The organism is bacterium, assembly GCA_040757115.1.
In the GTDB taxonomy this organism is placed as follows: Bacteria; UBA9089; CG2-30-40-21; order CG2-30-40-21; family SBAY01; genus JBFLXS01.
The window spans coordinates 49210-64476 of record JBFLYA010000001.1 but is presented as its reverse complement, the minus strand read 5'-3'; the positions used below and the strand labels follow the sequence as shown (position 1 = coordinate 64476).

Below are 15267 nucleotides of genomic sequence, written 5' to 3'. Positions count from 1 at the left end.
TGTTCATCAGGATGATATTGGGATAAAGGCGTATGGCACGATTACAATTTTACCAGAATTATTCTATGTTACTCCCACGCAAGGAACGGTGGGCACTATTATTACTATTCGTGGGACAGGGTATGAGGCATCGGTAACGGTGCGGATTGAATTTGGGACTACGCGGACTATTCAGACAACATCAACTTATGCTGAAGGGACATGGACAACCACATTTACTATTGATACACAACCGTTTGGCACAACTACGATTATTGCCTACAGTCAGGATGAAACCGTCAACGCCAGTAACAGATTAAAGATTCTGCCGAATATTATACTTGTCTCACCGAATTATGGCACGGTAGGGACTATAATCACTTTACGCGGTAATGGATTTGGGGCGACGCATTTAATAAGAATAGATTTTGGGACAATTGTTACTATTCAGACTACCTCAACCTATGCCGAAGGGTCGTTCACCACTACCTTTACCATTGACACCCAGCCTTTTGGAACGACTACGATTAAGGCAACGGATGTTAATATCCCTGAGGAAACAGTCTTTGCTACCCAGACATTAACCATCCAGCCACGGATTGTCTTTGTTACCCCAACCATAGGCACGGTAGGGAGTATGGTGACGGTTTCTGGTAATGGTTATGGGGCGTCGGAGATGGTGCATATCCTCTTTGGGACTTCAAAGACCGTGACGACAATAACTTCGACTAAATTTGGTTCATTCACGACCACATTTACAGTTACTACCCAACCTTATGGCACGACAACGATTACCGGGTTTGGAATAAGGACAGGGACATCGGCTATTTATTATTTCCATATTCGTCAGCGGATAATTTCGTTCACGCCAACTACCGGGACCGTAGATACACTGGTAATCTTGCAGGGTAATGGTTATATGGCTAATGAGCAAATTCGGATAATCTTTGGGACAAATAAGACGATAGCGTTGACAACAACCGATGTCATGGGGTCATTTACAGTTCAATTTAGTATCGATACCCAACCCTATGGTTTGACTACACTAAATGCCTATGGGATGCAGTGTGGGACATCGGCGATTTCAGGTCCGCTGGGGACACATACAATGGAGTGGTTTTTTATTACGCCAAGGGTTAAAATAGTAACTCCTTCATCTGGTACAGTAGGGACATATGTGACTGTAAAAGGTGATGGGTATTCTTCCAATGATTCAATGACATTAAATTTTGGAAACAATTTTTACAAGAGCACAGTGAATGAAGAAATTTCTGCTTATGGTACATTTAGTATTATATTTACTGTTGATTCTCAGCCATATGGGACAAAGACTGTTGAAGTAAAAGGTTGGGATCCTGGTGAGAAATTAGCAGTTAATTATTTTACAATTCTACCAAATATAATTTTAATATCTCCTCAATCTGGTCCTCCTGGGATTACAAGAGTACTTATAAAAGGTAATGGTTATGGATTAGAAGAGGTTATTCATATTCATTTTGGTGATATTTCAACTATTGCTATTGTTACAAGTAGTGGAATTGTAGATTTTGCTGATGGTTTAGGAGGTACATTTAGTACTACCTTTACTGTGCCATTAGGACAATTTTCAGGGAGGAAAACGATAGTTGCCTGGGGACTTACAAATAATATTTATGGAGAAAGTTATTTTATAGTTGCACCAAGGATTAGCCTTCAACCTAATAATGGGACAGTAGGGACTATAGTAACAATAAATGGAATTGGATATGCGACAAATACATTAGTTCGAGTTGATTTTGGAGATATTAGAACAATCACTCAGGCTACTACAGATAATACGGGGTCTTTTACTACTACATTTACTATTCAAGAACAACCTGCAACTACTACGGTAACTGCGACTAATGTAAGTGATCCAACAGAATTTACATCAGAGATTTTTATAGTGATAGGGAAGATTATGATTACTTCTACCTTAGGTACAATAGGGACTACAATTACAGTTAGGGGTAATGGATTTGGTAAAAGTGAAGGAATTCAAATTGATTTTGGGACAGAACCGCATGTAGTTCAATCTTCGGATCTTACATCTAATAGTTATGGAACATTTTCTAAATCATTTGTTATAAATATTCCACAACCTTATGGGAGTACTACTGTTTTAGCTTTAGGTGTTAGTTCTGGACATTTTGGGACACAAAGTTTTAAGATACTGGCTAATATTATTGAAATAACGCCAATTTCTGGTAGTGTAGGGAGTTGCGTTACTCTAAAAGGTAATGGATATGGGGCAGCTGATGAGATTAGAATAGGTTTTGGTAATACTCGAACTATTACGACTACTACTACAAGTGCAAGTGGTACTTTTTCAATTACATTTACTATCAATACTCAACCTTATGGAACTACTACTATCGAAGTTGAAGGAAAGATAAGTATGTTATGTGTAGGGTCTTTTACGATTACACCAGTAATTAGAGTTACACCTACAATAGGGAGTGTAGGCACTACTATAACTATTGATGGGACAGGATATAAAGCAAATGAGTCGGTTCAAATTGATTTTGGTAATAGACCTTCAATTGTTATTGCTCAAACTATTTCTGGTGGATCTTTTACAATTACTTTTACATCTAATCAACAGTTTTATGGAAATAAGGAAATTAAAGCTACGGGAGTTACATCTCAGGTAATAGGAACTGCTTCTTTTAGAATAATAGGTAATATTACATTAGTTACTCCAAGTTTTGGGACGGTAGGAGATACTATTTTGGTAAGAGGTAATGGTTTTGGAAATGAAGGTGCTAGTTCTGGGGAAGAAGGAATGCGGATTTATTTTGTAATTAATGATGAGTTGATACAACAGACTGGAGTATTTGGGAGTAATGGTAATGATGGAAGTTTTGAACAAAGTTTTACATTAAAAGAGTATCCATACGGCACTAAAACCTTGCTTGCGCGTGGTTTTGCATCAGGGCAATATATCTATAGTTGGTTTAAAGTTATGCCTGATGTTACTATTACACCTGATAGAGGTACAGTAGGAAGTATTGTTTCTATTACAGGAACAGGATATGATACTACTGAAACCATTAGAATTAACTTTGGGTCAACACCAAGTATTATGGTTATAATGAGTACTGGAATTACTGATTCAAGTTTGAAACTTGGAGGAACATTTACTACTAGTTTTACGATTGATTCTCAACCATTAGGGACACGAACTGCAAATGTATATGGACATAAGATTTGTCTCGAAAGAGATAGACTCTTTACTATTTTACCAAAGGTTACTTCTGTTACTCCTACTTTTGGAACCATAGGAACTATTATTACTATTACTGGTGATGGATACGGGGCAAGTGAAGAAATAAGAGTTAACTTTGGTAATTATAGAACAATAACTATAGCCAGTAGTAATGCTAATGGAACTTTTTCAGCTATCTTTACTATTGATACCCAACGATTTGGGACTACATCTATAAAGGCTACAGGGTTGTCAACCCAAGGTGAGAATTATATAGAATTTAAGATAATTCAGAAGATTCTTATGATTACTCCTACTGAAGGGAATGTAGGAACTATTGTAACAGTTTGGGGTGATGGTTATGGGGCGACGGAAACTATTTATATACATTTTGGGACAACTCCAAGTATTACTTCTGTTCAGACAAAAGCAGCCGGGTCATTTAGTGTTAGTTTTACAGTAAATGTTCAGTCAATTGGTATAACTACGATTGTTGCTTACGGTTTCACTAACGGTACGAGCAATTTCTCTTACGCCACATTTAATATTACCAGTAGAATATCTATCACACCAACCAGTGGCACAGTCGGTAGTTTGGTTATGGTTCAAGGAGATGGATTTAATTCAAGTGTGGATATATTTATTGATTTTGGAACAAAGGGAAGTATTACAACGGTTAGTTCAGATGCCAATGGTTCATTTACAACTACCTTTACCGTAGATACACAATTCTATGGAACAAAGACGATTAAAGTGTATGGTGGTGGGCAAATAAAGTGGGAATTTTATAGGATTTGTCCTAATATTATCTTAATTACACCTTCATCTGGAACAGTAGGGACAATTATTACTTTAAAAGGCAATGGTTTTGGATGCGTTGAGGGAATTCGTATCGCATTTGGGAATCATCCTACAATTACAAGAACAACTACAGATAATATAGGTTCATTTACAACTACATTTACTATTGATACACAGGACTATGGTTTAAAAACTATTAATGCTTATGGTAGTGTTACTAATATATCAGCAAGTGGGACATTTACTATAACGGCGAATATTACATCGGTTTCACCTTCTTCTGGGACAGTTGGTTCGTGGGTAACATTAGAAGGAAATGGTTATGTGGGTGGACAAGCATTAATAATTGATTTTGGGATGAAACAAATGTGGTATTCTGCGGGTAGTAATGGTACTTTTACTTATTCTTTTACAGTAAATACGCAACCTGTGGGTACAACAAGTATTACAGTTACTACGAGTGGTTTTCCTAATGTTATAGATGTAGAGGCCTTTACCATCCTCCCGGCGGTTTATGTTACGCCGACAGTAGGGACGGTAGGGAGGCTTATTACGGTCTTTGGTGATGGGTTTGGGGCGTCAGAATATGTGCAGATAGATTTTGGGACGACTGAGAGCATTACTATTGGCACAACGACAATAAACGGCACATTTAGTGTTAGTTACAAGGTAAATACTCAGCCAGCAGGCACAACGACTATCAAAGCAACTGGACTTACATCTGTTGCCTACGGTTTCTCAGCAACCACTACATTTGAGATTAAACCAAATATTATTTGGCTTGATGCAGATTTGATAACTTATGGGAACCAAAATTATTGTTGGGAAGGATATGGCGCGGGGATAAGTGGTAATGGTTTTGGTGCTACTGAAACGATAAGGATACATTTTGGAACAGTAGGAAGTATAACTATAAGTACAGACCGTAAGACCACCGCCTTTGGGTCATTTACGGTGCAATTTACTATTGATACTCAACCCTATGGGACAACTACAATTACTGTTTATGGATTAACCACAGGTGTTAATGCAGGAACATATACATATATGAAAGCAAAAATAATTTATCCTACACTTGGTGGCATTGAGAATTATGTAGGAGATGTAGTAGAGGTAAGGGGTAATGGTTATGGAGCCAATGAAAATGTAAGAATTCAGTTTGGTAATTCAAGAACAATTACTATTATTCTATCTAGTGAGTTTGGTTCTTTCTCGAGTACCTTTACTGTTGATACCCAACCTTACGGTGATACCATAGTTAACGGTTATGGTTTTAATTCAGGTGCAGCTTCTGCAGGTAAAAACGGGACGATTAAGATAAGACCTCAAATTTTCTCTATATCTCCAAAAGAAGGAACAGTAGGAACAATTGTTACTGTTAAAGGCAATGGTTATGGAGTAACAGAAGGGATAGAGATACATTTTGGGACTATTAGAACTATTACAGTTATTTCGGCAGATGAGATTGGTTCTTTTACCACTACCTTTACCGTTGATACTCAGGGATATGGAGTGACTACTATTCAAGCACATGGAATAGGTGGTATCAGTGACGCTTACTTTCCTAAAGGAACATTTACTATTCTACCTTTCATTACCTCTGTTACACCAACATCCGGGACAGTAGGAAGCGAAATTACTGTAATAGGTAATGGTTTTACTGCCTCTAAACAAGTAAGGATTAACTTTGGGACTACAGTAAATATCATTACTACAACCGCTACTGAATATGGTTCATTTACCATTAGTTTCAGCGTAGATACTCAGAAATATGGGACAACTACTATCATTGCTATAGGCAATTTAGGTGAATCAGCAAGCAATACCCAGTTTTCTATATTACCTAAGGTATTTTCAGTTACTCCATCTGAAGGAACAGTAGGAAGTAATGTTACTGTATCGGGTAATGGTTATGGAGCGACAGAAAAGATAAAGATTGATTTTGGATTAACTTCTTCTATTGCCTTTATTACCTCGACTGCATACGGCTCATTTACAGTTATATTTACCATTAATACCCAAAAATATGGGACAACAACAATTATGGCGGCAGGATTGATTACTAATGCTACACAGACTAATCAATTTAAGATATTGCCACATCTTGTGCATTTAGATCCAGAAACAAAACAGGTTCTAAGTAGTATTCCGGAGAAACCAGAAGGTTCGGATATATTGATATTAGGAACTGGATATGGCGTAACTGAACAGATAAAGATTGTTTTTGGAGCTACCGTCATAACGGCAGGTATTGTGACTACAACAAATTTTGGTACATTTACCAGTGCTTTTACTGTTCCTGAAGGATACCCTGTTGGTCCACAAACTATTACCGCTACTGGAAGTCAAACACAGGCAGTAGCTTCTATAGGGTTTTATGTCAAGGCAGGAATCAGGTGGATTAATCCTAAGGTGGGAACAGTAGGAATTATAATTACAGTAAATGGTGCTGGATATAGTCCAACAGCAGAGATTAGAATTGATTTTGGTTCGACGCGGAGTATCACTGTTGCCACGACAGATGTTAATGGAGTGTTTCAGATTACTTTTACGATTGATACCCAACCAGCAGGAATAACGACGATTAAAGCTTCTGAGGTAGATAAAAATACAGCTAATGTAGATGATGAATTATTTACTATAAAGGCAAATATCTTTCTTGTTACACCACAACAAGGCACTGTAGGGCATATTATTACTGTATATGGAAATGGCTATAAAGCCACAGAATTAATTTATATCAATTTTGGTACTCATCCTACTATTAATACTATTACTTCAGTAGCAGAAGGTTCTTTTACTATGACATTTACTATTACTACTCAACCTTATGGTAGCACAACGATAATTGCTATAGGATTTATTTCTTCTGAACGAGCAACACATACCTTTAAGATTTTGCCACAAGTAGAATATGTTACACCTCAACAAGGGATAATAGGAAGTATGTTTACTGTTCATGGAAATGGTTATCCCGCCAATTATAATATATGGATTAAATTTGGTGAAGATGCGAGCGTGGCAAAAGGAGTAGCAGTTTCTCCTGAGGGCTCTTTTACCATAACACACAATGTAACTGTTCAACCTGCTGGTTCTAAGACAGTAGTTGTTTATACTGATGACCCACAACAAATTACCGCCAGGAAGAGTTTCTTTATTATACCGAGAATTTATAATGTTGTACCTTCGCGTGGGACAGTAGGAGCGTCTATAACAATATATGGAAATGGTTATAAATCTAATGAAAATTTGACCCTAAATTTTGGGACTATACCTACAGTTCCTATAATAGGTGATTCAGCAGATTCAGATGGACAGATTAGTCTTATCTTTGAGGTTAATTCTCAACCGCATGGGACAACAACAATAGTAGTTCGTGGTCAATCGTCAGACCTTTCTGCTACCAATACGATGTGTATTACTTCAAATCTCTGGGTAGAGCCAGGAGAGGGGACAGTAGGTAAAGTTGTTACGGTTAAAGGGACAGGATATAAAGCGACAGAGACGATTCGGATAGAGTTTGGTAGAGTTACTACCGCGATTGTTACATCAACTAATTTATCAGGTACCTTCTCGGTGACAATTACAATTGATACTCAACCGTGGGGAACAACAACTACCACTGGATATGGAGATGCGCCGCATGGTGCTGGTGATGTAGATTCTTTCTTCCTGTTTAGAATTAACCCGCAGGTAGAGTGGGTCACGCCACAACAGGCAACCGTAGGAACTATCATCACTATTCACGGTAATGGATATTATGTCTCAGAGGAAATTTATGTTCATTTTGGGACGACAAAGACTATTACTACGACATCTTCAAATTGGTATGGTTCATTTACTACTACCTTTACGGTTGATACCCAGTCTGGAACGAGAACTATTACTGCTATTGGTCAAACAAGTAGGACAGAAGGGGTCAATCACTTTGCTGTCTTAGCAGTGATTGATTCAATTACACCCGTTACCGGCAGTGTTGGAACTATGGTCACGGTGAATGGTAGTGGTTATAGTCTTAATGGTCGGGTAGAAATACAATTTGGCACGACGATGACTATTACGGCTACTACTGCCAGTGAGTTTGGTGGTAGTTTCTCGGTTACCTTTACCGTAGATACCCAACCTTATGGGACAACTACGATTGTTGCCAGAGATGTAAATACAAGAGCTAGTAGCCAGGAGATATTTACCATTGTCCCGGCTATTTATCGAGTTTCGCCAAACAAAGGTAGTGTTGGCACTTTGATTACAGTCTATGGCAATGGTTTTGGCAAGAGTGAAAATATTGAGGTAAATTTTGGCACTCATCCAACTATTGCCTTTAGTTCAACTGATTATCAGGGTAAATTCCAGGTAGCATTTACAGTGGATACGCAAGCCTATACCTTTGTAACCACTATTACTGCCAGAGGAACTCAGACATCACAGGTAGCTATAAGTTGTGCTACCTCCAGTCAGGAATATGGTTCATATTCATATCGACTATTCAAGATTTTACCAAAGGTTATTTCAGTTACTCCTTCATCTGGCACAGTAGGTAGCTGGGTGACAATAGAAGGTAATGGTTTTAGTGCTTCACTAGCAGTTAATATTAAATTTGGGATTACAGACCACCCGACAGAATCAAGACCTATCCCAAATCTAAATGGGACATTTAGTTATACCTTTACTGTTGATGTTCAACCGGCGGGGAGTAGAACTATTGAAGCAACAGATAATGGTGGAGGCGGGAGTGCCATAGTTAATTATTTCTATATTAAAGGTCAACTTATAGATGTTAATCCTCAGACAGGAACGGTTGGTTCTTCAGTAACAGTAAAAGGTAATGGATTTGGTATCTCAGAAGGTATTCATATACATTTTGGGACAACATTGACTATTGCTATTGTTACCTCTACGGATTTAGGGACATTTGCAGTTACCTTTACGATAAATTCTCAACCTTATGGCACTACCACTATTATAGCTGTTGGTCTAATGTCACAAGAACGAGCAACTTCAAGTTTATTAACCTCCTTTAAGATTAGTCCTGAGATTATTATTACACCTATATCAGGAACAGTTGGGACAATGATTACCGTTATTGGTACTGGATTTGATGCCACAACTGGTATTCGGATTGCCTTTGGTAAAACACCCACTATTACCCAAATATCAACTAATAGCGATGGCACATTTACCCTTACCTTTACTGTTGATACACAACATTATGGGAGCAAGACAGTTACGGGCGTTCAATTTAATGATTTGAATAAATCAGCGAGTAAAGAATTTAAGATATTAGTGCAGGTAGTAGAGGTAACTCCAACAAGAGGGATAGTAGGAAGTTCTGTTAATGTGCGAGGTGATGGATTTGGAAATGGTGAACAGATAAGGATTGTTTTCGGGGTTGGTTTGACAATAACTACTAATGCAACTGGTGATGGAACATTTTCAACTACATTTGCAATTGATACTCAACCTTATGGAACAAAAACTGTCTATGTTGAAGGACAATTTTATCACAAGGAAGATAATAGATGGACATTCTTTATTTTAGGGAAGATAACTTCCGTAAATCCATCACAAGGTTCAGTAGGAAACATAGTCACCGTGACAGGAAATGGTTATGGAAGTTCTGAGGAGGTAAATATTATTTTTGGCAAAGATACAACCGTAACTACTACTACTACCAATGACAAAGGACAATTTACCGGGGTGTTCACAGTTATCGCACAAACATTCGGTAGTGTCACCATTACTGCTATTGGCTCATCGACAGGTGCTACGGATATATCATTCTACTGCATAGTTGGACAACTTACTTTGATTACACCTATAGAGGGAACTGTGGGAACTCTTGTTACGGTGCGTGGAGATGGTTATGCACCTACGGAGGTAGTATCCATCTTATTTGGAACTAATCGAACTATTACTACAACTACTTCAGAATATTCAGGTTCATTTACGGTAATATTTAGTGTTGATACTCAACCGTATGGAGATACTCAGATTCAAGCAATAGGTAGTAATTCTAATACTACCGCTGAAGGTAACTTTAAGATTTTGCCTCATATAACCTTAGTTACACCATCTTCTGGAACCGTAGGAACTAAAATAACGGTTATGGGGAATGGTTTTGTCGCCACCTGGAATGTAAGAATTGATTTTGGTAATAGACAGCTTGATGGGATGGGGAGAGGAAGTGTAGAGAGTAGTGGAGGAGGAAGTTTTACAATTTCTTCTCTTAATATGGTTATGATAGATTATCCTATGGGTTCGGTAACGATTACTGCTATAAATCCAGGTATATCTCCAGCAGTAACCGATAGCCAATTCTTTATTTTGAAACCAAATATTATTGTTAACCCGGCTGTTTATGGGACGGTTGGATTTATAGTTACGGTAGAAGGGCATGGCTATGGTGCCAGTGAAGAGGTCAGGATTGATTTTGGGGTAACAAATACTATTACTACCGCTACTACGGATAATGTCTATGCTAAGTTTAATGTTACCTTTACCATTGATACCCAAACTTATGGTTCTAAAACTATTTTAGCCACAGGAATTAGCAGTAATGGTTCAAGCACGGCAGAGTTTAAGATAATACCTGATATTATCTATCTATCACCAATTACTGGTAGTGTCGGCACAATAGTTACGATTAAAGGAACGGGTTATGCCTCGTTGGATGATATCCAAATAGACTTTGGTAAATCAAATACTATAACTACAACCTCTGCGGGTAATAAAGGGACATTTACCCTTACCTTTACAGTTGATACGCAAAGTGTTGGGCAAAAGACAATTGTTGCCTCTGGTAGAAACTCAAGTTATGATGAAGGCACATTTACTATCTCTCCTAATATTATTGAGTTAACCCCAAATTCAGGTTCAATTGGGACTACGGTAACTATAAGCGGTAATGGTTATTCAGGAGGAGCATATATAAGTATATATTTTGGTTCTACTTATCAAATTTCAATTAGTGGAACAACTACAATAGATGGAACTTTTAGCGATCAAATTGCACTCGTTAATCAAGAACCTTATGGGACAACTACTATAACGGCATCTAATCCATATCCACCTAATGAATCTGCATTAGCATATTTCAAGGTTATTGGCAATATTTCTCAAGTTACACCGCAATTTGGTAATGTAGGAACGATAGTGACTATCTATGGTAATGGCTATGGGATGAATGAAGGTGTGCAAATTCTATTTGGTAAATTATCCACGATTACTTATTCAACTGCGAGTAGTAAGGGCACTTTTTCCACAACATTTACCGTTAATACCCAACCCTACGGGATTACAACTATTACTGCCTATGGCAATACTTCAAAAGAACCACATAGCGGAACATTCAATATCACCTCAAATATTACTCAAATTACGCCTACCACAGGAACAGTAGGTAACATAGTGACGGTATATGGTAATGGTTATGGTGCTACGGTTAAGGTGAGGATAGCGTTTGGGACTACCAATACGATAGCTCAAGTTACTACTACTTCTTCAGGAACATTTACCGTAACATTTACCGTAGATACGCAAGGTTATGGCACGACAACTATTGTGGCAATAAATGATTTAAATATTAATCAACAAGCCACCAATACCCAATTTGTGATTATGCCTAATTTCTGGGTTACGCCAACACGAGGTAGTGTAGGGACAGTAATAAGTATTCTTGGAACAGGGTATAATTCTTCAGTTGAGATATTCATATCCTTTGGTCGGGTCCAGATAAATTGGGGCAATGCGGCTACTATAACTACTTTGAGTGGTAACTTTGTCTATAATTATACGGTTGATAGTCAACCACAAGGAAGTACTACTATTATTGCGAAGCAAAGTCTTGAGGTGAATAAGAAGGAAACAACATTCTATATCCTGTCACATATTTATTCTGTTAGTCCAACTTCAGGAACAGTAGGGACAGTAGTAACCATTAAAGCAGATGGGTTTGGAGGGACAGAGTCAGTCAGGATAGCCTTCGGGACTACAGAAACAATTACTCTTATTTCAACTTATGCTGATGGAACATTTACGGTTTCATTTACTGTTGATACACAACCGTATGGTTCTACTACGATTACCGGTTATGGCAGATTAGAGCCAGCGACTAATACATTCAAGATACTGCCTCAGATATTTGATCCAATTCCAACGAGTGGAACAGTAGGCAGGGTGGTTACTGTTTATGGTAATGGCTACGGAGCAACCGAGTGGATTTGTATTCAATTTGGGACAACACCCACTATTGCCCGAACACTTTCTACTGCTTTTGGGTCGTTCTCAACTACATTTACAGTAGATACGCAATCTTTGGGGACGACAACTATTATTGCGGTAGGCACAAGGACAGGGGCATCTGCCTCTAACTTATTTGTGATTAAACCACAACTTGACTCAATCACTCCAACCGAAGGAACGGTAGGAACGGTAGTCACCTTGCGTGGAGTTGGGTATCTGGCATCAGAATTAGTGCAGATAGATTTTGGAATTACGCGAACGATTACTACTGTTTCAGTCAGTCCAGAAGGTAGCTGGACTACTACCTTTACTATTGATACCCAGGCTTATGGAACAACCACGATTAAGGCAACAGGGATTGCCTCAGATGGCTGGGCAGATAACCTAACGGTCAGGATACTACCCAACATTGTTTTATTTACACCTACATCAGGCACAGTAGGTTCTAGAGTTACCATAGCGGGTAATGGTTATGGTGCCACACAATCAATCTGCATTATCTTTGGTGCAACACCGACTTTGACCCTGACCTCAACCTATGCCGAAGGTAGTTTCTCAACCACATTTACAGTAGATACACAACCTTATGGTGTGACAACAGTGATTGCTTATCAGGGTAATCCCATCTCACAAATAGCCACATTTACTATCCTGCCTAACCTCATTGAATTAACACCAGCGCAGGGTTCTGTAGGGACGATAGTAACTATTGCTGGCAATGGGTTTGGGACAGGAAGTTTGATTCGGATAGAGTTTGGTGGTGACCTTCGAACTACAACTCAGGCAACTGCCTTTGGTTCATTCTCCACTACCTTTACCGCACCGGTGCAACAATATGGTCCACATATCGTTATGGCCACAGATACTACCTATCATATCTTTGCTACAAGAAGTTTTGGCATTATTCCTAATCTATTCTCGATTACCCCGCTATCAGGCACAGTAGGAACAGAGGTAGTTATTAATGGGAATGGATTTAGTGTGGGTGATTGTGAAATCATATTTGGGATAGAAAGTAAGGGTACGATTTTTGCAACTGGAATGGGGACATTCCAATATCCTTATACAATTACCGTTACACAACAACCCTATGGGACTACGACTATTATAGGAAGTCAATCTGCTACAGTTAAGGCTTATGGGACATTCACTATCTTACCGCAAATTTATAAAGTTTCACCTTCAAGTGGGACAGTAGGAACACGGGTAACGGTTTTTGGCGATGGCTATGGTAGAACAGATAATATTCAAATAGATTTTGGGACGACTATGAGTATCGTTTGTGCTAGTGCTAATTCGTTAGGGACATTTAGTGCTACATTTACAGTTAATCTCCAGAGATTAGGCTCGATTACTATTACCGCTACCGGGTTGATTGCCGGTCCTTCAACCTCTTATTTTGTGATTGTGCCACAGATAGTTGAAATGACACCGACAAGGGGGACAGTAGGTACAAAGATTACCTTAAGTGGTAATGGTTATACCAGTAGTGGATTAGTCAGGATTCAGTTTGGAGTAAATACATCTATTACTACCATTACAGCAGACCAAAGTGGGTCATTTACGGTTTCCTTTACTGTGGATACTCAATCCTATGGGACAAAGTCTGTTACGGCAGTAGATGTAAGTTCTTGCTCGAGTGCATATCGAGATTTCTGTATTTTACCTAATATTATTCTTATCTCACCTTCAGAAGGAACAGTAGGCAGGGTAATTACTATTCAAGGTAATGGGTTTGGGGCGAGTAGATTAGTGCAGATTGACTTCGGTAAAACTGTAAGTATTGTAGTAGTTAGTTCAGTGGCTCAAGGTTCATTTACCACTACCTTTACTATTAATACCCAGGCTTCTGGTATTACTACTATTTGTGCCTGGCATGAAGGGAGTGTAGTAAGTGCAGTAGGGACATTTACTATTCTACCTAATATTCATCTTCTCACGCCAAATGTAGGAACAGTAAATACAAGGGTGAGTATTACGGGAACAGGGTTTGGTGCCAGTGAGCAAATTCATATTCTCTTTGGCAACACAGGGACTATAGCCATAACCACGACTACTGATAATGGTTCTTTTTCCACTACATTTACTGTAGATACGCAACGATATGGTTCAACTACGGTTGTAGTTAGAGGAGTAAATACTGCGGGCTCAATCACACAAATCTTCTTTATCAAGCCTAATATTATTCTCTATACCCCACAAACGGGAATAATTAGCACTATCGTTACCTTACGGGGTAATGGTTTTGGAGGGTCAGAGACTATCTTTGTAGATTTTGGGACGACTATGACTATTGCTACGACCTCTTCAGAGGTGAATGGTTCCTGGACACTTTCCTTTACTGTTGATACGCAGATTTATGGGACAAGGACGATTACGGTAAAATGGTCTGTTTCTTCAGAAACGCAGATATTGTTCTTCTTTGTTAAGGCACGGATATGGCAGGTTAGCCCTGCAGTAGGAACAGTGGGAACTGTAATTACTATCTGGGGTGATGGATATAGTTATTATCAAACTTACCCGGCTCAGCAGCAACAAATACAGGTTAAATTTGGAACAAATCCAAATATAGTTTCTGGGCAGAAGGCATCTATTTATGGAACATTCGCCATTGCCTTTACGGTAGATACTCAACCTGCAGGGGTAACAACCATTATAGCTGAAACGACAGATTGGTATTATGCTTCAGCGACGACAACAAATTTTGTGATTAAAGGCAGAATTTATGATATTACACCAACAGAAGGGACTGTTGGTAGCATAGTTACCCTTAAAGGTAACGGATTTAGTGCTTCTGAGTTATTGCAGATAGATTTTGGCACGACAAAGACCATTACGACTATAAGTACAGTTGGTAATGGTAGTTTTGAGGTGACATTTACTGTCGATACCCAACCTGTAGGCACAACAACTATCATTGCCTGGGGTAATATTACTACCGCCACTACCTACTTCAGGATAAAGACAAGTATTATTTTAATTTCACCATTATCAGGGACAGTAGGGACTTATGTCACGGT

The 15267-nt window shown here is 38.6% G+C and carries 1 protein-coding gene (only partly in view); it reads left to right on the top strand.

Nucleotides 1-15267: part of a hypothetical protein coding region (locus tag AB1422_00005; GenBank protein ID MEW6617733.1), annotated on the top strand (this coding region is incomplete at both ends). Its footprint runs off both ends of the window (20653 nt to the left, 49209 nt to the right); the window shows 15267 of its 85129 annotated nt.